This is a genomic window from Hymenobacter swuensis DY53 (assembly GCF_000576555.1).
Taxonomy (GTDB): domain Bacteria; phylum Bacteroidota; class Bacteroidia; order Cytophagales; family Hymenobacteraceae; genus Hymenobacter; species Hymenobacter swuensis.
In genome coordinates this window covers 2,910,064-2,933,315 of record NZ_CP007145.1, presented here as the reverse complement: position 1 = coordinate 2,933,315, position 23,252 = coordinate 2,910,064, and the positions used below count along the sequence as shown (strand labels likewise).

Genomic DNA, 23,252 nt, shown 5'->3' with positions numbered 1-23,252 from the left:
CCTCATTCCGCTTTTTACCCTTCTCATGAAAAACCGCATCCTCATCGTCGACGACTCCTTTTACATGCGTACGATGCTCAAGAATATGCTCACCGACGCCGGCTATGAGGTGGTAGGTGAGGCGGCTAACGGCCAGCAAGCCCTGGAAATGGCCGCTGCCACCCGCCCTGACCTGATTACTCTGGACGTGATTCTGCCCGATAATACTGGCCTCGACGTACTGAAAGGCATCCGTCAAGATCAGCCCGAGGTGAAAGTGGTGATGTGCTCGGCTGTGGGCCAGGAAGTAATTGTAAACGAGGCCCTAGAAAGCGGTGCTACAGCCTATATCGTGAAGCCTTTCTCGGAAGAAAAGGTGCTGGAAATTGTAGGTAGTGCCCTGCAGGAAGCTGCTTCCGATCAGGCCTAGCTTGACTTTCCAAGGCTCGGTCTGAGCCGAATCCTCTGCTTTCGTGTAGCTGTTTTCTCGTGTCTGCTTCCACACCTTCTTTTACTGTTCTGCTTGGTAACCTGCCTACTTCGGTGCGGTCAGGCCTAGTCCGGCTGCTGCCCGCTGGCTCCGATATGGAGCTGGTAGGGCCGGCTGCGGCTACTGCGGAGCTGCCCACGCTGGCTCGCCGCCTGCGGCCGACGGCAGTGATTGTAACGGAAGACCAGTTGCTGGGCCTGGAGCAACTGCGGCGGCAGTACCCAGTGCCGGTGCTGCTATACAGTTCGCACGCTCCATTGCCCGGCATGTTGCGGGAAGCAGCGCGCTTGGGCGTGTACGATTACGTTACGCCCGCTCCGGCAACTGGGTCGGAGCTGGCTGAGTGGCACCGGCTCCTGAAGCGCAAGCTGTGGGCCGCGCAACCTAAGCCTGCATCGATTGTTTCGCCCGCTGCCGTGCTGCCTATCCGGACCCGCGCCGTACCATTGCCGCCGCGCGGTGTTGTTGTCATTGGCGGCTCTACGGGGGGCGCCCCGGCTGTAGAAGCAGTCATACGCAATCTGCCTTCGGGTTTTCCTTGGGCGGTTTTGGTAGCGGTTCATCTGCCTGCGCACTTCACTGATTCTCTGGTAGATCGTCTTCGCCGGGCTACCCCGCTGCCGTTAGCGGCGGCAGGTAGCAGTTCACGCCTGGAGGCCGGGCAGATACTGGTGGCTCCTGGTGGACATAACCTAGTAATACGTCCCGTTACCGATAGTCCTTGGCTGGGCTGGCAGACTGATTTTGTTACCGAAGCCAGCTTGGATGTTCCGTCGGTCGATATTCTGATGCAGTCAGTGGCCCGGCTGGTAGGGCGGAATGTATTGGGCGTGGTGCTTACAGGCCTGGGACATGATGGTACTGCCGGGGCTCGCAGTATCCGACAGCACGGCGGAACCGTCATCGTGCAGGATGAGGCGTCTTCTGCTGTTTTTGGCATGCCTAAATCAGTTATTCAGGCCGGGCTGGCCAGCGAGGTACTGCCCTTGAGCAGTATGACCGATTTCATGGTCCGCCACGTACAGCCGTTGGCTTCCGGGCCAGTAGGTTGCTTTTCTTCCCGTACTCAACCTGTACCGGCACGATGAAGTCACGGGAACAGGAATACCGGGAGATTTTCATGTCCGAGGCGTTGGAATACTACGACGCCATGAGCCGGCATATCAGTGAACTGGAACGCAGCCCCACCGATGAGCCAGCCCTCAATGAGCTGTTCCGGCTCATGCACAACCTCAAGTCTAATGCCCGGGCTATGGGCTACAACCCCATTGGGGAGGTAGCCCACCACATGGAAACCATCTTCGGGCTGATTCGGGACAAGGAGAAAACGTTTACCGGTTCGGTGGTACCCGTGCTTTTTAAAGGCATTGATACCATTGGCGAAATGATCCGGGCGGTAGGTGCCAACGAAGACCTCCCCGACGTAACGCATCTGATGGCCAACCTCGACCGGCTGGTGCAGGGCGAAGAACCCGTACTGGAACTGGAAACAGACGACGAAGAGGATACTACCCGCAAGCTGGAATTGTCGGATCTGGTGTATATCCAGATCAAAAAGCTCGACCACCTGATGAACTTGGTGGGGGAACTGATCATTGACCGGGACCGGGTACTCACGCTGGGCCAGGAAATCGGTAATCCGGCCCTGATAGCCGCCGCCGCCCACCTCTCGCGTATTGCCGATGAACTGCAGTACAGCGTGATGGATGCCCGCCTAGTAGGCGTTGGGTCCTTGTTTAGCAAATTTCCGCGGGTAGTGCGCGATGTGGCCACCGCCGAGAAAAAGGATGTGGAGCTGACCATGACTGGGGAAGACATCCAGATTGACAGGAATATCCTGCAGATTATCACCGATGCCCTGCTGCATCTGGTGCGCAACGCCATTGGCCACGGCCTTGAGACGCCCGCTGAGCGGATAGCCGCCGGTAAGCCGTCTCAGGGACATCTGCTGCTTTCCGCCCAAACGGAGCGCGACGACGTGCTGGTGCAGGTGCGCGACGATGGCCGGGGTATTGACGTGGAAAGCGTAAGACGTAAAGCTGTGGAGCGGGGGCTAGTGGCCGCTAACGTGGCGGCCACCCTCGATGATAGTGCGGTACGGGGGTTCCTGTTCGAGCCGGGGTTTTCCATGGCCAAGGAAGTAACCGAAATTTCGGGCCGAGGTGTGGGGCTCGACGTGGTAAAGCTGGCCATCGACTCGTTGGGCGGCCAGTTGCGCGTTGATTCGGTCCTGGGGCAGGGAACTACGTTTACGCTGGTACTGCCCACGTCCATTGCCGTGAAGGGCGCGTTGCTGTTCCAGCTGGACCAGCGCAACTACGCTATTCCCCTCATGCACACCGATTCGGTGGTGTCCTTACTACCGGAAAACTTCAACGTGGTGGGCGGCATGCTGCTTACCCGGATTCAGGAAGAGAATGTGCCGGTGGTGTCTCTGCGCCGCCTGTTGCACAATGGCGACGGGCCACTGCCGCCCGCTGTCAGAACCGACCTCGAAGGCCGGCAGGATATCATCATCGTCAACTACAACAACCGCCGGCTTGGCCTCATCGTCGACCGGTTTTTACGCCAGCAGGATATCGTGGTCAAACCCATGAGTAAACCGCTGGATACCATTGACTTGTTTGGCGGCGTTACGCTGTTGGGCAGCGGGCAGGTGTGCCTGGTGCTTGATGTGCCCGCGTTAACCCGGCTGTTTTTAGCCAAACGACCATAACTCTCGTATTGCAGACCCCCGGCAGCCGGTTTCGGCCGCTTGCCTTTTCAACTGATTCCTATGGATTTGCACATGACGGAACTGGAGCGGGATATCATCCGCGAAATCCTGAATATCGGGCTGGCTCGTGCCGCCGATTCATTCGCGGTTATCGCCCAGGAGCGCGTAATGCTGGAAGTGCCCAACCTTGATATTGTATCGGGAAAAAGCATTTTGGACAAAGTAACTGAGCTGCAGACGGACCACGTCGTTATCCAGTCTGATATTCGGGGGGATTTCAACGGTACCACGCTTATGTTCTTCTCCGGCCAGCATGTCCAGCGACTCTCGCGGGTATGTCTGCGCATGACTACCTCCGATTCCGTCAATATTGACGAAATGCAGGAATCGTTGCTGTTGGAAATCAGTAACATCATCACTGGGGCCTTGGTCACGCAGTTGGCTAATATTCTGAAAGCCCACATCTACGGGGCGCCGCCCGCCCACCCGCGCGGCGATATGGCGGCAGCCCTGCGGAGCTTGCTACTTGACCGCCCAATGGTACAACCACTGATTTTCTCGGTGGTCACGCAATTCTCTGACAAGGACAATTCAGTGGAGCTCCCACTGATGATTTTCTTTGACCGCGACACCTTCGAGAAGATTCTGGAAATCATCCGGACCTACGACTTTATGGGCGGCCAGCAGCCTAACTTATAAGTTTGCGGCCCTGTGCCGCGTCAGTTCGACGGTGCCCGTGGCCCCTGCGGCCGGGAACGACGCCCATTTCGGGTGGCGTTACTCCCGGCGCGGGGGCCACGACCGTATACCGAAGCCTCAACTCTCTGTTTCACTCTCAATTTTCTGTTGCTATGGCTGATTCTGCTTCTGCGCTGGAGCGCAAGCTTGCCAGTTTTGACCCTAATGCCCTGGGCGATACGGCCGGTGGCCTCTATGGCCTGCCCTTTACGCCCGAGGAGGCGCAGGTAGTGGTGGTACCCGTCCCGTGGGAGGTAACCGTATCCTACCGCGCCGGTACCGCCGACGGCCCCGAAGCCATGCGTACGGCCTCTTTGCAAGTGGACCTCTACGACCCTGACCTGCCCGACGCCTGGCGCATGGGCCTGGCCATGGAAGAACCGGACGAGAAAATAGCTGCCGAGAGCCATGCGTTGCGCCCGCTGGCCGAAGAATATATTGGCTGGCTGGAAGACGGTGAGCCGGAGGAAACCCATGCTTCCTTCGTGGATGTGCCTACCCGCATTAATCAGCGCGGCCAAGCCCTACTGGAATGGCTGAAGGACAAAACCGGGGCGCTGCTGGACGCTGGTAAGGGCGTGGTGGTGCTGGGTGGCGACCATAGTACTCCCCTTGGCTACCTGCATGCCCTGGCCGCGCGCCACGAGGAGTTCGGAATTCTGCAGATAGATGCCCACTGCGACCTGCGGCCCGCCTACGAAGGCTTTGAGTTTTCGCACGCTTCTATTATGTACAACGCCCTCAAACTACCCCAGGTGAAAAAGCTGGTGCAGGTAGGCATCCGGGACTATTGCCAGCAGGAGGCGGAGTACATCGACCAGAGTAATGGGCGCGTGGCCTTGTTTACCGACCGGTTTCTACAGAATGAAATGCTAGGCGGCAAATCGTGGAAGAAGGAGTGCAAGAAGATTGTGGCCCAGCTGCCCCAGAAAGTGTACCTGAGCTTCGATATCGACGGCCTCGACCCCAAGCTGTGCCCCGGTACCGGTACACCCGTGCCCGGCGGTCTGGAGTTCGAGCAAGCCCTCTACCTGATTCGGATGGTCGTGCGCTCAGGCCGCACCATTATCGGCTGCGACCTGAACGAAGTAGCCCCCGGCGACACCGAGTGGAATGCTATTGTGGGAGCTCGCCTGCTTTACCACATGGCCAACTGGATGGGCGTATCGCAAGACCGCCTGAAAGCCCGGGCAGTGGAAAAATGAGTTATGAATGATGAGTTAGGTTATAATCACAATTCATCATTCATAACTCAACTTATAACTCATCCGGAGGGAGTACGTACAGTATTCAACTCCCCGAATTCTGTACTTTTCTCACCTAACCCCCTCACTTTTCGCATGGGCTTTCTCCTGAAGTTTCTGCTGTCGGCCATCATTACGTACGTGCTGGCCAAATTCCTGCCCGGCTCCCAGATTGGCGGCTTCGGCGACGCCATTATTCTGGTCATCGTGCTGGCTATTCTGAATGCGGTAGTGAAGCCGATTCTCAAAATCGTGGGCTTCCCGATTACCGTTCTCACGCTGGGCCTGTTTTTGTTCGTAATTAACGCCTTGATTGTAATGCTGGCCAGCTACCTGCTGTCGGGCTTTGAAATTGACGGCTTCTTCTCAGCCCTGATATTCAGTATTGTCTTGTCGTTGGTGACTTCGGTAGTTGATATGATTGTCGACTAAGCTCCGGCTATCAAGAGTCAAGTAAACGCCCCCTGCATCACGTGATGCAGGGGGCGTTTGCTATATATAGCGGGGTTATTAGTCGCGCGAAGTTTTTGCTTTACGCATGGATGCCGGAGTGCATGCTTTCTAGAAGCGCAGTAAAAGATTCGCTCTACTGTTTGTGCACAGGCCGACTAACCGCTATGCGTGCACCAGGATGCCAGCTGCCGCCGTCCCGAAACGTCACCCAGGGCCGGCCAACTGTGCCACTTGTAGTGCGTACAAGCAGTGGTTTCCGTTTCCGCTTTTAGCCTTTGTTCATGCCTGATTCCCTGTTGCCTGCCGTGCAAACAGCCCTGCACAAAGATGTTGCACCGGCCGCAGCTTTCAACGCTGTGCTGCAGCTGGTGGGTGAGTATCTGCGCGCCGACCGGTGCTTTTTGTACGTGCGCGACCCGGCTGCCGGGCGGGGCCGTATTGCCTTCTGCTGGCGCCACACCGCCGCCATCCCCGACCCGCGCCACGACTGGCAGGATGATACCACCGACCTGCCCCGGCAGGATCCGCTGTTTCGGGCGGCACTGGCGGCGCGGCCCTCGGTGTACGTGGAGGACGTAGAAACTGCCCCGCCCACGGTGCTCAACCGCGCCTTTGAGCACGAAACCTTCGGCCACCGCGCCCTGATTCACGCGCACATCACCGAAAACGGCCAGCTTTGGGGGATTCTGCAGCCTTGCCTGTTCGGTGTGCCCCGGGTCTGGATGCCTGCCGAGCACGCCGCCGTAGAAAGCGTGCTGCCGCTGCTGCTGCCCGTTGTTCAGCAGTACATGCACACGGTGTCCACCCAGGCCGGGGCTGTTTAGTGCTACCGCGTCCGGGCCCGACGGCGGCGCCACCGGCGTAGCAGCACGGCGGCGGTGACCAGTAGTAGCCCCAGCGGCCAAGCCGCTATCAGGCCCAGCAATAGGTCGATGAACCACTGCCAACCGCTGTAAAACGACTCCACCAGCCGACTCCCAAATGACAGCACCGGCTGGTCGGGGGTGGGACGGGTAAGGGGCTGGTAGTACGTAAGCGTGATGGTGGAGAAGCCTACCTCATGGTTAAGGGTACGCAGGCGGCTTTCGGTAGCCTCAATATCTTCCCGGATTTTGCCCATGCCCTCCTCGATTTCAAGGAGGTCGGATACCTTACTGGCCCTGCCCAATAGTGCCAGGTAACGCTGCTCCAGGGCGCGCTTGGAGCGCAGCCGCGCCGATACGTCGGCATGCTGAGCTGTTACATCCTCGGTGGTCATCTCCTGACTTTCCACTGTACCCAGGCGGCCCAGGCCCCGTAGCAGCCCCTGAAACCGGCCGGGGACCACTCTGATTTTCATGTAGTGCCGCCATTCATCATCGGCTCGGGTTTCGGAAACTTCCTCCACGTACGCCCCCGTGGCCCGCGTGAGGCTGTCCATGCGCGCGTTGGTGCCGGGCACGTCGACTACCTTCATCCGCACCTTGGCATGGTACACCAGCTTGCGGCTGGCCGCCGGCTGGACCGACTCTGAGTTATTTGTTGCTGCTGAGGCATCGTCGGGGCCCGGGGCCTCCGGCGGTGGGGGCGGAGCAGCCTCGTAGTTGGAGACGGTCAGTTCTTCTGCGGCGGATTCTACCCTGTCCTGGCCGGCGGGTTCAGATTGACTGCAGGCCAGCAGACCGGTGAGGGCAAGCAGCGGAAAAAAGTGAGTAATTCGCATATACGCGCGCAATAAGGATAACCCGATACGCCCCGGCCAACTGCTCCCCAGCGTAACGCTAATCCTGGTTCCGGCAGTATAGCACTCCGGCTATAAAAACAACGACCCGGCCGCCGAATTGGGCAACCGGGTCGGTCTGTTTAGAGGGAGGGCAGGAGCTGCTTACAACCGGCGAATCTGCGCGCCGAGGGCGGTTAGGCGCTTATCGATGTACTGGTAGCCCCGGTCAATCTGCTCCACGTTTTCAATCACGCTGCGGCCTTCGGCGGAAAGGGCGGCAATGAGCAGAGCCACGCCGGCCCGGATATCGGGTGAGGTCATGGTGATGCCATGCAGACGCTTCTGTTGGTCGAGGCCGATAACGGTGGCGCGGTGCGGGTCGCAAAGAATCACCTGTGCACCCATGTCGATGAGCTTATCCACGAAGAACAGGCGCGACTCGAACATTTTCTGGTGAATGAGCACCGTGCCTTTGGCCTGGGTGGCTACCACCAGCACAATGCTGAGCAGGTCGGGCGTGAAGCCAGGCCAAGTGTGGTCCGAAACGGTCAGGATGGAGCCGTCGAGGTAGGTAGCAATTTCGTAATGGTCTTGGGCCGGAATGTGGATGTCGTCGCCGCGAAACTCCAGCTGGATGCCCAGCTTGCGGAACGTGTCGGGGATGATACCCAGCTCCGGAATCTGGCAGTCCTTGATGGTGATTTCCGAACCCGTCATAGCCGCCAGCCCAATGAAGGAGCCGATTTCAATCATATCGGGCAGCATGCGGTGCTCGGTGCCGCCGAGGCGCTCCACACCCTCAATGGTGAGCAGGTTGGAGCCGATGCCGTTGATTTTTGCGCCCATACGCACCAGCATCTTACACAGTTGCTGCAGATACGGCTCGCAGGCGGCGTTGTAGATGGTGGTGGTGCCTTTGGCCAAGGCGGCAGCCATCAGGATGTTGGCCGTGCCTGTTACCGAGGCCTCGTCCAGCATCATGTAGGCGCCGGTCAAACCGTTTTCGGCCTTGATGCGGTAGAAATCGAGGCCTTCCAATGTGAGCTTGCCGCCGAGCTTCTCTAGCCCCAGAAAGTGGGTATCCATCGGGCGGCGGCCGATTTTGTCGCCGCCGGGCTTGGGCAGTTGGCACCGGCCGAAGCGGGTCAGCATGGGGCCCAGAATCATCACGGAACCGCGCAGCGCCCCGGCCTGGGCCACAAACTCAGGTGTGTCGAGGTAGTCGAGGTTGACGGCGTCGGCCTGGAAGCGGTAGGTGTCGGAGGCGAGCTTGCCCACCTTCACGCCCATATCGCGCAGCAGCTCAATGAGCTTGTTGACGTCGCGGATGTCGGGAATGTTAGAAATGGTAACCGGCTCTTCGGTGAGTAGCACGGCACACAAAATCTGCAGGGCTTCGTTTTTAGCACCCTGCGGCACGATTTCACCTTTCAGCGGCTTACCGCCAATAACTTCAAAAGAGGCCATGCTTGGAGAGAGAGGGGAGAAGGCAAGACATAAGAAGTGAGACAACGTTCAGACGGCCTCATGGGGCGCTAAAACATTGTCTCACGTCTTATATCCCACATCTCAGGTCTGATAAAAAAAACTTACTGTGGGGGTTGCTGTGGTTCCTGACGGCCTTTTTTACCGCCGCCGCGCCGCTGCTTGTCGCGGCGGTTATTGTTGTTGCCGCCGCGCCGCTCGGAGCGGTCCGAACGGTCAGTGCGCTCCTGGCGGGGCTGAGGCACGATAAACGGCGCAGGCCGACCGCCACCAGTAGCGGGCTGGGTTGCAAACTCAAACAGGTTCTGGGCATCTACCTGGGCCGGATCGAGGGTGAGCTGGCCGCCGGAAAGCTCCTTCAGGTGCTTGAGAATAGTGATGTCCTTGGCGTTTTCCTTGTTGTGGGAACGATACAGGAACTTCATGGTGCGCCCAATAACGATGGTTGCCTGCTCGCGCTCAGTGGCATCTTCCAAGCGCAGCGCCTGCTCAATGAGCAGCTCCACGGAACGGCCGTAGGCGCGCAGCTTGGGGCCTTTGCTGGGGTATACCACGCGTTGCGGCGCGGTCCGACTGGCGGGCGAAATCAGGGCGAAGGGAGCGTCCACGTCCAGCTCGCCGTCGGCCATTTCGTAGACGTGATTCCAGACTTTCTGCTGTGAGTCGGGCTGGTCGCGCAGGCTGGGCTGGAGGCGGAAAATAAGCTGCACAATCTGCTGGGCGCGGCGGGTCCGCTCGTCGCGGTCCTCAATGGCGGCCAGCTGTTGCACTAACTGAAACGTGCTTTGGCCGTATTCGCGCTGCAGCAGCTCGTGTTTATGGAGGGAAGGTAAGGTCATTGAAATGGTATTCGAAGGGTCAAATATACGCCAAACCTTGCCCCGTTGGCATTCTGTTTTGCACAGAAGCCCGCCGGACAAGGTTGGCAGCAGTAGCAGCCAACGGCTACGCTCTTCTAAAGTAACGGAAATGAGGAGAAGCTGGGCAGATTCAGGGTCGGTTTGGGGTCGTCATATGCGCAAGCACCTCCGGAACAGCCTATTACCCTAGTGTAGCCGCAGCTTGGCGAAGCTTAGCAGCAAGGTTTTCTCGCCCACTTCCTCAAACTGGATAATGGCCTTGATAGAGCCAGCCTGATCTTCGAGCTTGCTCACGGTGCCGAACCCGAACTTGGGATGCTCCACGCGCTGGCCCACCTGCAGCTTGCTGGTATCGGAGGGCTTGAAGTCGGCGGGGGCTACGTACTTGGTGGCCACGGTTTTGCGCGGCGGCGGCGGAATCAGGTTCGAGCGGCGTTCAAACACATGTCCAAACGGCGACTCGCCCGGTCCGGCGCGGTCGGGTCCGGGGCCGGCCGAGTACTTGAAGTCCACAAACTTCGGGTCGATTTCGTCGAGGAAGCGGCTTTTCTCGCAGCTGCGCAGATTGCCCCACTGGTAGCGGGAAGTGGCATAGCTCAGGGTCAGCTTCTTCTCGGCCCGGGTGATGGCCACGTAAAACAGCCGGCGCTCCTCCTCCAAGTCGGCCCGGGAGGTAATCATCATCTGGCTCGGGAACAGGTTTTCCTCCATGCCCACGATGTACACGTTGCGGAACTCTAGGCCCTTGGCCGAGTGAATCGTCATCATGGTCACCTGCTCGCCCTCGGCCTGGGCGTCCTTGGTGTCGGCATCCGTGACCAGAGCAATGTCCTGCAGGAAGGCGCCGAGGCTTTTTTCCTCCCGCTCGGGGTCTTCCACGAAGGCCTTCACGCCGTTCAGAAGTTCCTGAATGTTCTCGTAGCGGCTCAGGCCCTCAATGCTCTTGTCGGCGTAGAGTTCCTCAATCATGCCCGAGTTCTTGGCAATGAACTTGGCTGCCTCAAACGCATCATCCTTGGCCGCCACGGCGGTGTAGGCCTTGATTTTCTCGGCGAAGTCGACGATGGGATTGGCCGTGCGGGTGGGCAGAAACTTATCGGCGTTGCTGACCACTTCCCAGATGGTATGGTTGGTTTCCTCGGCCGAAGAAATTAGCTTGGCCAGGGTAGTGTCGCCAATGCCGCGCTTGGGGTAGTTAATCACGCGGCGCAGGGCCTGCTCATCATTCGGGTTAACGGTGAGGCGCAGGTAGGCCACCAGGTCCTTGATTTCCTTGCGCTGGTAGAAGCTCAGGCCGCCCACAATCTTGTACTTGATGTTGAGCTTGCGCAACGATTCCTCCATGGCCCGGCTCTGGGCGTTGGTGCGGTACAGGATGGCAAAGTCGTCGTACGACAAGTGCTGGTTCATCTTGTCCTCGTAGATGCTCTGGGCCACCAGCTTGCCTTCCTCGTTGTCGGAGGCGGCCTTTAGTACCTCAATCAGCGGGCCTTCCTCGTTGTCGGAAAACACGTCTTTGCGCAGCTGGGCCTGGTTGTTCTTGATAACCGAGTTGGCCGCCCACACGATGTTCTTGGTGGAGCGGTAGTTCTGCTCCAGCTTGAACACCTGCAGCTCGGGGTAGTCCTTCTCGAAGTTGAGAATGTTCTGAATATCGGCGCCCCGGAAGGCGTAGATGCTTTGCGCGTCGTCGCCCACCACGCAGATGTTGCGCTCCTTGGCGGCCAGCTTGCGGGCAATAAGGTACTGGGAGTAGTTGGTGTCCTGGTACTCGTCCACCATCACGTACCGGAACATATTCTGGTACTTGTTCAACACGTCGGGGTGGTCTTTGAACAGCACATTGGTCTGGTAGAGCAAATCGTCGAAGTCCATGGCCCCGGCCTTGAAGCAGCGGTTGGCGTACTGCTGGTAAATCACGCCCAGCTTGGGCCGCAGCGAGGCCTCATCGTCCTGCCGGATTACGGGGTCGTTGAGGTACTGCTGCACCGAAATCAGCTTGTTCTTGGCCGAGGAAATCCGGCCCAGCACCATGTTGGGCTTGTAGAGCTTATCGTCGATTTCCAGCTCCTTCAGAATCTGCCCGATAAGGGTTTTGGAGTCCTGGGTATCGTAGATGGTGAAGGAGCGGGGGTAGCCGATTTTGTCGGCTTCAGAGCGCAGAATCCGGGCGAAAATGCTGTGAAAAGTACCCATCCACAGGTTTTTAGCCTCGGGGCCGACCACCTTCTCAATGCGGGCGCGCATCTCCTTGGCGGCCTTATTGGTGAAGGTGAGGGCCAGGATGTTGAACGGGTTCACCTGCTTCTCCAGCAGGTGGGCAATGCGGTAGGTGAGCACCCGGGTTTTGCCCGAGCCCGCGCCGGCTATAATCATGCAGGGGCCTTCGGTGTGCAGCACCGCCGCGGCCTGCGAGGGGTTCAGTAACGAGTGATAATCGAGTCCCATGCGTAATCAGTCAGAATCGGAAAACTAAGCCGGTTGGCTTATTAGCAAAGGTAAGGCTTTGGGGTGGGGGAAGGAAATGTGAGCAGGGAGAGTTAAGTTGACTCCGTTACTTATCCATACTCCCAGCATGACCTCGGCCGACAAACTATCCTGGAACAACCCCATCACGCACGGATTCGTTGCTACCGCCGCGTATTACGCGCTGGGGCTGGGCACGAGCTACGTGCTGGCCCAGCGCATGCCCCTTGCGGATATGTGCAACCCCGGCGTTCCGCTGCTGGTGGGCGCGGGGGTAGTGGTTCTGGGGCTGCTGATGACCTTTCTTACCCTGGGCATCCTGCTTTTTAGCAACCGATACCAGCAGCAGGCTACGGGCAGCCTGTTCGCCCACTTGATCTGCATCAGCGTTTTTATTGGGTTTGTCGCCTTGGAAGCAATGCAGAAAGGGTAGGATAGGGTCGGGTCGTATCTTCGCGCCATGAACCCTGCCAATCCGCCCGCCGCCGTGTTTCCGCTGTCTATTCTGTGCCTTTCGGATAGCTGGGGCGGGCTGGAGCTAAATACGGCCCGGTTTGCCGGCTGGATGCAGCAGCGGGGCTGGCCGATGCAGGTCGTCGCCCGCGCCGGCTCCCCGCTGGCCGCCCGCGCCGCCGAACTGGGCCTGTCCGTAGTGCCGTTCGGGAACCGCTGGAAAGCCCTGGACGTACCCGCCGCCCGCCGGCTGGCCGGGGTGTGGGCGCAGTTCGGCACCCGGGCCGTCATCATCACCCGCAACGCCGACCTGGGCGTGGCCGTGCTGGCTAAACGGCTGTTCAGCCCCGGTATGCCGCTGGTGTACCAGCAGCACATGCAGCTGGGGCTGGCCAAGCGCGGGCTGGTGCACACGCTGCGCTACAACGCTCTGGCCGCCTGGCTTTCGCCCTTGCCCGGTCTGGCCCGGCAGGTGCTGGAGAAAACCCGGCTGGCTCCCGAAAAACTGCACGTGGTGCCGCTGGGCGTGGAGCTGGACAAGTTCACGGATGCCCAGCTGACCACCGCCGCGGCCCGCCGCCGGCTGCAGCTGGCGCTGCCCGCCGGGGCTGTGCTGCTGGGCCTCATCGGGCGGTTTGATGATGGCAAGGGTCAGGATTTTGTGGTGGAGGCGCTGGCCCGGCTGCGGCCCCGGTTCCCGCAGCTGCACCTGCTGCTGGTGGGCGAACCCACCCGCAACGAAGGCACTGCCTACTACGACGCGCTGCTCCAGCGTATTGAGGTGCTGGGCCTTGCAGAAGCGGTGCACCTGCGCGGCTTCACGCCCCAGCCCGAAGTGGCCTACCGCGCCCTGGACATCTCAGTGACGGCTTCCGTCAACGAAACTTACGGCATGGTGACCATCGAGGCCTTGGCGGCGGGCCGGCCGGTGTTGGGCGTGGCAGCGGGCGGCACCCGGGAGCTGCTGGCCGACAACCGCACCGGCCTGTTGTTTGAGCTGCGCAACCTCGATTCATTTGCGGCTTGCATTGAGCGGCTGCTGATGGAGCCCGGCTTGGCCGAGCGGCTGGGAGCAGCCGGGCAGGCTGAGGCGTTAGCCACGTACGCCCACACCCGGCAGTGCGAACTGACGGAACAAGTGCTGCGGGCCGTGGGGTAATTCGGTATCTTTGCAGCCAGATTTCACGCAGGGTTTCGCAGTGAAAAGCGCAGTGGTTCGCAGTGAACGGCCGCCGCGAACCACTGCGTTGTCCTCTGCGAACCACTGCGCGACAACTCCATGATTCAGATTCAGCACACCATCATTTCCGACGACATTCGGGACAATTTCTTCGTTTGTAACCTCGAAGCCTGCAAAGGCGCCTGCTGCGTGGAAGGCGACCTGGGCGCCCCGCTGGAAAACGAGGAACTGCAGATTCTGCAGAACGAGTACGAGGCCATCAAGCCCTTCCTCACTGAAGCTGGCCGTGAGGCCATCGAGCAGCAGGGCCTCTACATCAAGGACTGGGAAGGCGACTACAGCACCACCACTATCAACGACCGGGAGTGCGCCTACGCCCTCTACGACGAGCGGGGTATCCTGAAGTGCGGCATCGAGCAGGCCTACCTGGCCGGGGCCACCTCGTTCAAGAAGCCCATCAGCTGCCACCTGTACCCCATCCGCGTCACCAAGTATGACGGCTTTGAGGCCCTGAACTACGACCGGTGGACCATCTGCTCGCCCGCCTGCTCCTTCGGGGCCAGCCTGGGCGTGCGCATCTATCAGTTCCTGAAAGAACCTCTCATCCGCAAATATGGCGAGGAGTGGTACGGCGAGCTGGTCACGGAAATCGAGCAGGGCAGAGAAGCCGAGTAAACAGATTCATGCTGTTCTGCAATATGAAATAGTAAGATATTTTGTTTCTGGTTCATTACCCACTAGGAGGTATTGTCAAGCGAGAGTGCAGCTTTAACAGAGAATATAAAAAGGCCCTGACCAACTATTGGTCAGGGCCTTTTTATGAATTACTCCAGTAAAAAACTTTGTATTTCGTGCCAGCGAACTGTCCGCACCTTAGCGCCGAATATGCAAGCGGCTGGTAGTTGTGCCCGATGCAGTTGTTACTGATAAGACGTAAGAGCCAACAGGCAACTTCGCCACGTCCAGGGTTACGATACGGGCACCTGCTGGTACCGTTTGTACATGCACAGACCGGCCAAGCATGTCACTAAGGCGTACGGTGGTAGTAGTTTCAGCCAACGTGCGCAACTCTACTGTAGCAGTAGCATCTGCGGGGTTGGGGTACACAGTAATATCCCGGTTACCAGACAAAACGCCAGCTGATGGGCGGTATTCTTCCGGACAAACCTTGCATTGTACCCGGCAAACTTGACTGGATATGTCAAAATAACGCCAGGTATTAGCTCCCGGATTGTTTGGATACTGGATATACACACTCAGGGTAGTGAAATCCTCGTAGCCTGGTATCTGATTCAGTGTTACGTAGTCAGCACGGCCAAGACCAGAAAAATCGAAGGCGCTGTTGCTATTATACCAGTCTTTGGTAGCGCCGGACGAAGCCTGTACGCTATACGTAGCATTCACGACCTGTCCGTTTTCTACGCAGAACTGAGGCGTTCCAGTAATTTCCGTAGCACACGATTGAGGTGCAGGTGCGCCTACTCCTACGGCGGCCCAAGCGTTGGTTGTTGAAGTTACTTCATCAGAGCAAGCGCCGAACAAGTCAATTGCAGATTGGATGGAGCCGTTACGAGCATCCGAATAAGTGGAGTTTGGCCCCAGATAGCGGGTGAGGTTACGATAAGCAATACGAGCCGCTTTGTCCTGGCCAATGCCGGCAACCGGAACACTGAAGCTGCCGGCTCCTCCAACAGAGAGCAGGTAAAACCAGCGGTTCTGCACACCTCCATTCCGATGTGGCTCACCATTCCAGTCCCAGCCAAGGCCTTGGTACACCTGCGCGGGTTCAGTTCCGTAAGAAGGACCGGCTTCCCGGGCAAAAGAACGGGTTATACCTACGCGGCCTCCCATGGCCCAATCGGGTGTGGGGGAGTTGCTCCGCTCTACCATCTCACCGAAAATATCTGCGAAGGACTCATTCAGCGCGTTTGACTCGCCGCCTGGAGCTAATCCAGCGGAGCTGCGTACAACCCCATGGGTAAACTCGTGTGCGACAATATCAGTTTCTGCCATGCTCCGGTTATCCAGGCTGGCAAAACGGCCAATTACAATGTAGTCTGCCCCATTGTAGTCGTAGTAATAGGCATTGTCCTGTAAATTATTAACTGCTACCCGCGTATCGCGGTTGTAATTAGGCATGCCATTACGCCCGAACCGGTTCTGAAAAAACCAGTGAGCGGCCTGTACAGACCAATGAGCGGAAGCTGCGGATTTTGCTTTAAAATCCCAGTTCCAATTCGTATTTAGCGGGGCCCATTCGTAGCCACTAGCCTCAATAAAATAGCCGTCGGCAAATTCTGTAGGCTGATAGCCGTAGTTGTCGCTGTATTTTGTGTAGATATAGCCACCCCGGCAGAAGTCCTTTAGTTGATAACGGTTACGGCCACTATCCCACCAAGTGCCTACGTACAGGTTGCCGTTATACCAAGTATCCACCATGTTATTCTGGCAGCTGCCTTTGTGAAGCAGAGAAGTAATACGGAGTACCTTTCCCGTCTGGGCATCAATATAAACGGCATCGTACCCTTGGGGCTGAATGCGCATAACATCAAACCGATAGGCCAGTTGGTGGCGTGCTTCGGCAGAGTTGCCATCGGCGGTAGTTAGGGCATACAACAGCTTGCCTTTTGGCCTTTTCGTAGCGGTAGCAGCAACTTCACCTGGCCGCAAATGTACTTTTACCTGCCAGTCATATTGTTGTGCTGGAACTGCTGCCAGGGCCAGTCGAAACGCTTCCTCCTCAGAAATACTCGGGTTTATCGAGGCTCCCTCCAGAGTGGGCACTAGCCGGCCGTTGGCCGAAACAGCCTTGCCATTTGTAGCATAAATGCTGAAATCAGATCCTTCTACAGGGATTTTGCCGTGAAATTGCGTGTAACGGTAACGCGTTACTTCCACTTCATCTTTGAGGGACTCCACCAGGCGCAACTCATCATTATTGCCTAAGCCTAGTGCCTCCTTATAGGTAGTTGCTACGCGCTGCGGATCTTCTTTGAAGGAGTCCTTAAATTGTATCCAGCCGTCAGCACGAATTTCCCGTGCTATGGTGCCTAGTTTACTTTTAGCATAGAATGCTCGCTCCTGGTTGTTTACTTGAAATTGAGCAAATGCCGAACTTGTAGTCAGAAAGAGTGCTCCGGTGGTTAGCCGGATACCCCATTTCTGTAGTGGAGCTCGGTAACTACTCTGTAGTTGTGTAGAAAAGCGCATGTAGAAAGTAATTAGGTTAAAAAAACAGAACAGAAACAGTTTGTGATATTTATCAGCATGCAACTGGGTGAAAGAGAATGTTGCATGCTGATTCTGAATTAATGCCTCATGCGCATATTAAGCGGATGATGAGAACTGCGAAATCAATTTGGGTTGTAAAAAGCAAGGTGTGCTAGATTCCTGTCATATTAATATGACAGAAGGATATTTTATAGTTCATAAGAAAAGAAACAATTTAGCATAAATGAGTAGAAGAATATAAATGCAGGAATTATAATTTTATTCACTATTTCATGAATTATCCTTTGCGAATAACTGAATGTGTTTGACCAACTGGTCCCAGTGCGATATAAATAAGTCAGTCGTACAACAGCTTGCTGAAATATTGATGGGTTGCTGAGGTGACGGACTGTTAATGCGTATTGGTAGCTACATCTTCGAAGGCAAACCAGCCGCTTTACGTATCACTTTGCCGGTTGAGCACCACGAGTAAAGAATAAGCAAACCTACCTGTAAGCTGGCTTTACTTCCAGGTCTATTTACTAGTTTTTGTGACATTGAATAGGTCAGATTATCGGCTCTGATACAAGGATAGATACCTTCAATTTACCTTGTAATAGACCCTTTAGCTTATATGTAGTATTTGTAAAGATTTACTATGTAGTGAATTATAGAAAGTGGCCAGATAGCATGTGCCGTCGATTACACTGGTCGAATGGCGTAGTATTGGGACATAGACTATGGAATTAGGATAGCATTATGGAACGTGAGCAGCGTATACTGTTCGTAGCAATAGCGCAACAGGCTAGAAGTGCTGCTTTTTCATCAACAGATAACTGGGTTTTAGCGTTAAATGAGGGGTAGTACGCTCAGTTTGGTTCCTATTCGGAAGATGCCGGAGGTATGCGCAGATAGTGTTACAGCGCACTGATTATTGCTACTTGTGCATTCAGGTAAGCATAGTCATGGAGATGACTGTCAAATACGCGTGCAGATAATTCCTAACAGCTGTAGGTGCAACCGAATCCTGAGCGTGTTTACCATGGACTGCGTCCCGGAACCGTAAGTAGAAACGGGGTGTATGTTATAGCGAATTCGCAAACAGTGTACGGGATGACAAGACGCGTATTCGCATCTTGTCGTCCGCGCCGTCCTAACGCGTGTCGTTCAACGGGAAGACGCGATTATGCGTCTCTTTATCGTTCATGAAACCGCTATAAGTAGTTCAACCTCTGATAAAAACTTGATATGGGAGTTAGCATAACCCCTTCTTGGCAGGAGATATTCCCATTCCATTAGAAGTACATTCTCCGGGCTGCTCCGACTACCGTGTTCAGGTAAGCGCTTCTCAACTCTCCTATTCTGTAATGTATGTTGTTTGGGCAGTAGCTAGCTTTCCTGTCGATATCTTTCGCTGAATACTAAAGTAGAGCGGCTGGTGTAACAGCTGATGGGAAAAGCTCACAGGATCAAGAGGATAGTATCATACAAAAAAGAGCCGACCAATTGGTCGGCTCTTTTTTGTATGATACTTACATGAAAGGGTAAACAAGCTGCCTACTGCCAGGTTTCGGTGCGGGTCTGGCTAGTGCCGGTGGGCGTGAAGGTGCGGTTGGCGCCGCCTTCGTAGAGCACGTTGCCGGCCGCATCCTTGCGGATGTACTTGTACTGCACGCTGGTACCGCTGGTCAGGTTGATTGTGCCTTTCCACACCGGATACGTGGCGCCGCTGAGCTTGATGGCGTTGGCCGTATTCCAGGCGCCCAGTTGGGCGGTGCTGCCCAGCACGTACACATCCTGGCCCGATACGGTGCCGCTGTACGTGACGTTGAACGATACGGCCGTGGTACCGGTGGTGGGAGGAGGTGTGGTAGTGGTGCCGCCGGGCACCCATACCGCGTAGCTGCGGCTGTTCACTGGGAATACGCCGGTACCGTTGGCGTCGGTGGTTACCGTGCCGCTGGTGTTGCCGGTTTTATCGGTGAGGGTGGCGCTCTTGAAGGGCGTGGTGATGGTCTTGGTGCGGGCCGAGCTGCCGTCGTTCAGCAGCATCAGCAACCCTTTGTGGGTGGCGTCGCCGGCGCGGGAGTAGGCGTATACGTCGGCGTCGTTTACGCTAGTGTACTCGGCGGCGGCACCGTAGGCGTTGGCCTGGCGGATGCCGTTCAGGGTTTTGATCTGGTTGCCGAGGCCGTAGTTGTAGTAGTCCTTGTAGAATACGCAGGGGTAGCCGTTGGCGCGGGTCAGGATGTAGGCGTAGGCCAGCATCTTGAGGTTGGTAACGGGCGAGTACAGCGCGCCGGGATGGTCGGTGTCATGGTTATCCACGAAGCTCACCGACAGCGTCGGATTCGATTCGGTGAAGCCGGCAAACTGCAGCCCGCGCATGTCCCAGGCGCCGTTGCCGTTGCTCATGTCCTGGAAGGTGTAGTGCAGCGGCACGTCGAAGAGGCTGGTGCGGCCTCCGGTGGCGGCGGCGTAGTTCTTCAGGTCCTGCAGGTTGCGGAACCAGGCCTCACTCACGGCAAAGCGGCCGTTGGTTTTCACCGCGTCCAGCCACTGGTTCACGTAGGGCGTGTAAATGTGCTTGGTGGCATCGAGGCGGTAGCCGTCGAGGCTCATCTTGGTGGTAATCCAGTTACCCCAGTTGATGGTTTCGGTCTGGTTAGCAGCGTTGTTGTTGTATTGGATTTCCGAGCCCAGCAGGTTGTCGTAGGCGTCGTTGTTGGCGTAGGGTTGGAAGTCCCAGCTTTTCCACTGGTACCAGCCGTTGTTGGGGGCCTGCTGCGTGCCGGTGAAGTTGTTGAAGCCCCACTTGTAGCTGCTATACGTGTTGCCGCGGCCGGGGAAGTTGAACTTGGTGTACACCAGGTTGCCGTTCACGTTTTCCTGCGCGTCGGCCCAGGCCATGTGGTTCATCACCATGTCCTCGTACACCTGCAGGCCTTGGCCTTTCATAGCCCCAATGGCAGTTTGCAGCTGCCCGATGGTGCCGTAGCGCGTGGCTACGGTGCCTTTCTGGTTGAATTCGCCCAGGTCGTAGCGGTCATACACGCCGTAGCCGACGTCGCTCTGGCTCCCACCTTTGTAGGCCGGGGGCAGCCACAGGGCCGTAATGCCGGCGGCCTTCAACTCGGCGGCTTTGGAGCCCAGCACCTGCCACCAAGTTCCCTGCGCGTTGCTGATCGGCACATCCCAGTAGAAGGCCTGCATCATCACGCCATTGGTCACCACGGCATTCTGGCCGGAGGTAGTGGCCTGGGGGACGGCCGTGGCTGTAGGCTGCAATTCCTCTTTGCTGCACGAAGACAACAGGGAACCAGCTGCCAGCAGCCCCGATAGGGCTACGGTCAGTTTTGCTTTCATAAAAGTGGGTGTTTTGGTTAGTGGGATTAGAACACTGCAAGTATACAGGGCACCAGTAAGAATCTCTATATTCAAAATACCGGTATCAGGATAATTTAGTGAGTAATCACTAACCTAAAATAGCCTCTTTTTTAAGCCAATGATGGTGTTGTATTGATCAATGCAGTGCAATTGAAAATTGTTTCGGTTGTAATAATGGGGTGTTTGCCAGTTTAGGTGCTGCATTGATGCGTGTAGCCTGTGCAAAATTTTGGCCTTAGAACCCAAAAAAGGCCTGCTCCTTGCGGAACAGGCCTCTTCTTTGGCAGTTGGTAAAGCTTACAACTCCGAGAAATCGAAGCTCGTTTCCAGAAACTTTGTCGTGAAGTCGCCGGCCTTGAACTGCTCGTTGTCCATCAGTTTGAGGTGAAACGGAATGGTCGTTTTCACGCCTTCCACCACAAACTCGCTCAGGGCGCGCTTCATTTTCACGATGCACTCTTCCCGGGTTTGGGCCACGGTGATGAGCTTGGCAATCATCGAATCGTAGTTCGACGGAATCTGATAGCCCGCGTACACGTGCGTATCCACGCGCACACCGTGGCCACCCGGAATGTGCAGTACCGTGATTTTGCCCGGCGAGGGTCGGAAATCCTTCGAAGGGTCCTCGGCGTTGATGCGGCACTCCATGGCGTGCATCTTGGGCGAGTAATTGTTGCCGGTAATCGGAATGCCGGCCGCTACTTTGATCTGTTCCTTGATCAAGTCATAGTTGATAACCTCTTCCGTCACGGGGTGCTCCACCTGAATACGGGTGTTCATCTCCATGAAGTAGAAGTTGCGGTCCTTGTCCACCAGGAATTCAATGGTGCCCACGCCTTCGTAGCCGATGGCCGAGGCACCGGCAATAGCTGCCGCGCCCATCCGCTCGCGCAGATCATCGGTCATAAATGGCGAAGGTGCTTCCTCCACCAATTTCTGGTGACGGCGCTGAATGCTGCAGTCGCGCTCCGAGAGGTGGCACACATGGCCGAACTGGTCGCCGCATACCTGAATTTCGATATGGCGGGGTTCCACCACAAATTTCTCCAGGTACATGCCATCGTTGCCGAAGGCGGCTTTCGATTCGGTGCGGGCATCAGTCCAAGCTTTCTCAAACTCGTCTTCGGAGTTGATGATGCGCATGCCGCGCCCGCCGCCGCCGGCCGTAGCCTTCAGAATAACGGGATACTTGATTTTGGCGGCAATCTTCTTGCCCTGCTCCACCGAATCGAGCAGGCCCACGGAGCCCGGGATGCAGGGCACGCCGGCGGCAATCATGGTGGCTTTGGCCGAGGCCTTATCACCCATGCGGTTGATCATATCGGGCGAAGCCCCGATGAACTTGATGCCGTTTTCCTGGCACACGCGCGAGAATTCGGCGTTTTCGCTCAGGAACCCGTAGCCCGGATGGATGGCGTCGGCGTTGGTGATTTCTGCGGCGGCAATCAGCGTCGGGATGCTTAGGTAGCTCTGCGACGAAGCGGGCGGCCCGATACACACGGCCTCATCGGCGAAGCGTACATGCAGGCTTTCCTTGTCGGCCGTCGAGTACACGGCCACCGTCTTGATGCCCATTTCCTTGCAGGTCCGAATCACGCGTAGCGCAATCTCGCCCCGGTTGGCAATCAGTATTTTCTTGAACACAGTTCTCAGGGTTAGATGTGAGAAAGGAGAGCTTAGAACTCAGACTCGCGGCGGCGTTGGGCCGACTCACGGATTCTAAGTTCTAAGCTCTCAATTCTAAGCTCTAAAATTACATTGGCTCAATCAGGAACAGCGGCTGGTCGTACTCCACGGGGGAGGCGTTTTCCACCAGGGCTTTCACCACGCGGCCTGATTGCTCGGCCTCGATTTCGTTGAACAGCTTCATGGCTTCGATGATGCAGATCACCTGACCTTTCTCCACCAGATCACCCACCTGCACAAAAGCCGGCGACTCGGGGCTGTTGCTGCGGTAGAACGTGCCAATCATCGGCGACTTCAGCGGCGTATAGTTGCCGGCCGGTGCAGCCTCGGCAGCCGGAGCCGGAGCGGCGGGGGCTGCCGTGGGAGCAGGAGCGGCAACTGGAGCAGACGGGGCGGCGGCCGGAGCCTGCTGCACCGACGTAACGTTGCCGCTTACCACTTTCGTGGAAGGCTCACGCTGCACCGAGATTTTAAATTCGTCGGTTTCGATGTTGACTTTGTTCAGACCCGACTTAGCAATAAAGTCGATGAGGTCCTGGAGTTCTTTGGCTTTCATGGCGGTGGGAGAGGACTTGGTGGGCTGCTTATTTGACTCTTTCGACATAAGAATAGTCGCTGGTCTTGATGCGGATTTTGGTGTCGGTATCAATGAACAACGGCACCTGAATGCGGGCTCCCGTTTCCACGATGGCCGGCTTGAGGGTGTTAGTGGCGGTGTCGCCTTTCAGGCCGGGCTCGGTGTAAGTTACTACCAGTTCTACCGTGGTGGGCAGCTCGGCCGTGAGGGGCTGCTCGGTTTCGGCGTGGAACAGGATGGTGGCCACCTGACCTTCCTTCATAATGTCGGCGAAGGGTACCATGGCTTCGGGCAACACTACCTGCTCGAAGGTTTCGTTGTCCATGAACGTGTAGCCATAATCATCCTTGTACAGGTACTGGTGGGGGCGTTGCTCAACGCGGGCCGTTTCCACTTTCACCCCGGCGTTGAATGTGTTATCGATAACACGGCCGGTTTTGATGTTGCGGAGCTTGGTGCGCACGAAAGCCGGGCCCTTGCCGGGTTTTACGTGTTGAAATTCGGTGATGACGTGCAGGTCGCCGTTGTAGTTGAGCACGAGCCCGTTGCGGAAATCAGCAGTAGTGGCCATGGAAGGGGAATTGGTAAGAAGTGAAGCGGGTACTTAACGCCAGGAAACCGGGAGT

The 23,252-nt window shown here is 56.9% G+C and carries 19 protein-coding genes; 10 read left to right on the top strand and 9 right to left on the bottom strand.

Annotated features, from left to right (window positions below; all coding sequences use genetic code 11):
* Nucleotides 1-25: 25 nt before the first annotated feature.
* The 7 genes from HSW_RS14040 to HSW_RS14010 all read left to right on the top strand — a co-directional run bounded on the left by HSW_RS14040 (nucleotide 26) and on the right by HSW_RS14010 (nucleotide 6,444).
* Nucleotides 26-409 (top strand): response regulator, encoded by a 384-nt coding sequence (locus tag HSW_RS14040; protein ID WP_044002449.1) that lies wholly within the window; start codon nucleotides 26-28, stop codon nucleotides 407-409.
* 59 nt (nucleotides 410-468) lie between these two features.
* On the top strand, nucleotides 469-1,557 hold the full coding sequence (locus HSW_RS14035) for a chemotaxis protein CheB (RefSeq protein WP_155832982.1): 1,089 nt from the start codon (nucleotides 469-471) through the stop codon (nucleotides 1,555-1,557).
* The gene (locus tag HSW_RS14030) at nucleotides 1,554-3,185 is read left to right on the top strand and encodes a chemotaxis protein CheA (protein WP_044002447.1); all 1,632 of its coding nucleotides are present in this window, start codon (nucleotides 1,554-1,556) and stop codon (nucleotides 3,183-3,185) included. The genes HSW_RS14035 and HSW_RS14030 overlap by 4 nt, the downstream gene beginning before the upstream one ends.
* 60 nt (nucleotides 3,186-3,245) lie before the next feature.
* On the top strand, nucleotides 3,246-3,884 hold the full coding sequence (locus HSW_RS14025; protein ID WP_231501291.1) for a chemotaxis protein CheC: 639 nt from the start codon (nucleotides 3,246-3,248) through the stop codon (nucleotides 3,882-3,884).
* 152 nt (nucleotides 3,885-4,036) lie between these two features.
* Nucleotides 4,037-5,128 (top strand): agmatinase, encoded by a 1,092-nt coding sequence (speB, locus tag HSW_RS14020; RefSeq protein WP_044002446.1) that lies wholly within the window; start codon nucleotides 4,037-4,039, stop codon nucleotides 5,126-5,128.
* A 135-nt stretch (nucleotides 5,129-5,263) separates the two neighbouring features.
* Nucleotides 5,264-5,599, top strand: a complete 336-nt coding sequence (locus HSW_RS14015) for a phage holin family protein (protein WP_044002445.1) — start codon at nucleotides 5,264-5,266, stop codon at nucleotides 5,597-5,599.
* A 302-nt stretch (nucleotides 5,600-5,901) separates the two neighbouring features.
* On the top strand, nucleotides 5,902-6,444 hold the full coding sequence (locus tag HSW_RS14010) for a GAF domain-containing protein (RefSeq protein WP_044002444.1): 543 nt from the start codon (nucleotides 5,902-5,904) through the stop codon (nucleotides 6,442-6,444).
* Between the two features lie 2 nt (nucleotides 6,445-6,446).
* Here the strand turns inward: HSW_RS14010 and HSW_RS14005 are convergent, their stop codons facing one another.
* From HSW_RS14005 to HSW_RS13990, 4 genes are all read right to left on the bottom strand, one after another.
* Complete coding sequence (locus HSW_RS14005) at nucleotides 6,447-7,322, bottom strand: DUF4349 domain-containing protein (RefSeq protein ID WP_044002443.1); 876 nt, start codon at nucleotides 7,320-7,322, stop codon at nucleotides 6,447-6,449.
* A 162-nt stretch (nucleotides 7,323-7,484) separates the two neighbouring features.
* Nucleotides 7,485-8,789: a UDP-N-acetylglucosamine 1-carboxyvinyltransferase gene (gene murA, locus HSW_RS14000; protein ID WP_044002442.1), complete on the bottom strand. Its 1,305-nt coding sequence runs from the start codon at nucleotides 8,787-8,789 to the stop codon at nucleotides 7,485-7,487.
* Between the two features lie 122 nt (nucleotides 8,790-8,911).
* Nucleotides 8,912-9,646, bottom strand: a complete 735-nt coding sequence (locus tag HSW_RS13995) for a DUF4290 domain-containing protein (RefSeq protein WP_044002441.1) — start codon at nucleotides 9,644-9,646, stop codon at nucleotides 8,912-8,914.
* 207 nt (nucleotides 9,647-9,853) lie between these two features.
* Nucleotides 9,854-12,115 (bottom strand): ATP-dependent helicase, encoded by a 2,262-nt coding sequence (locus HSW_RS13990; RefSeq protein WP_044002440.1) that lies wholly within the window; start codon nucleotides 12,113-12,115, stop codon nucleotides 9,854-9,856.
* 127 nt (nucleotides 12,116-12,242) lie between these two features.
* Between HSW_RS13990 and HSW_RS13985 the strand changes: the two genes are divergently transcribed.
* The 3 genes from HSW_RS13985 to HSW_RS13975 all read left to right on the top strand — a co-directional run bounded on the left by HSW_RS13985 (nucleotide 12,243) and on the right by HSW_RS13975 (nucleotide 14,441).
* Complete coding sequence (locus HSW_RS13985) at nucleotides 12,243-12,566, top strand: hypothetical protein (RefSeq protein ID WP_044002439.1); 324 nt, start codon at nucleotides 12,243-12,245, stop codon at nucleotides 12,564-12,566.
* Nucleotides 12,567-12,593: 27 nt separating this feature from the next.
* Nucleotides 12,594-13,745: a glycosyltransferase family 4 protein gene (locus HSW_RS22905; protein ID WP_052346443.1), complete on the top strand. Its 1,152-nt coding sequence runs from the start codon at nucleotides 12,594-12,596 to the stop codon at nucleotides 13,743-13,745.
* Between the two features lie 120 nt (nucleotides 13,746-13,865).
* Complete coding sequence (locus tag HSW_RS13975) at nucleotides 13,866-14,441, top strand: DUF3109 family protein (protein ID WP_044002438.1); 576 nt, start codon at nucleotides 13,866-13,868, stop codon at nucleotides 14,439-14,441.
* A gap of 198 nt (nucleotides 14,442-14,639) precedes the next feature.
* Here the strand turns inward: HSW_RS13975 and HSW_RS22900 are convergent, their stop codons facing one another.
* From HSW_RS22900 to efp, 5 genes are all read right to left on the bottom strand, one after another.
* Nucleotides 14,640-16,976 carry a M4 family metallopeptidase gene (locus HSW_RS22900; protein ID WP_155832981.1) on the bottom strand — a complete coding sequence of 779 codons (2,337 nt, stop codon included), beginning with the start codon at nucleotides 16,974-16,976 and terminating at the stop codon, nucleotides 14,640-14,642.
* A gap of 1,557 nt (nucleotides 16,977-18,533) precedes the next feature.
* Nucleotides 18,534-20,342, bottom strand: coding sequence for an alpha-amylase (locus tag HSW_RS13965; protein ID WP_197031878.1), 1,809 nt, complete (start codon nucleotides 20,340-20,342; stop codon nucleotides 18,534-18,536).
* Between the two features lie 318 nt (nucleotides 20,343-20,660).
* Nucleotides 20,661-22,007, bottom strand: a complete 1,347-nt coding sequence (gene accC / locus HSW_RS13960; protein ID WP_044002437.1) for an acetyl-CoA carboxylase biotin carboxylase subunit — start codon at nucleotides 22,005-22,007, stop codon at nucleotides 20,661-20,663.
* A gap of 109 nt (nucleotides 22,008-22,116) precedes the next feature.
* Nucleotides 22,117-22,605: an acetyl-CoA carboxylase biotin carboxyl carrier protein gene (gene accB / locus HSW_RS13955; RefSeq protein WP_044002436.1), complete on the bottom strand. Its 489-nt coding sequence runs from the start codon at nucleotides 22,603-22,605 to the stop codon at nucleotides 22,117-22,119.
* A 28-nt stretch (nucleotides 22,606-22,633) separates the two neighbouring features.
* On the bottom strand, nucleotides 22,634-23,197 hold the full coding sequence (efp, locus tag HSW_RS13950) for an elongation factor P (RefSeq protein ID WP_044002435.1): 564 nt from the start codon (nucleotides 23,195-23,197) through the stop codon (nucleotides 22,634-22,636).
* Nucleotides 23,198-23,252 lie beyond the last annotated feature (55 nt).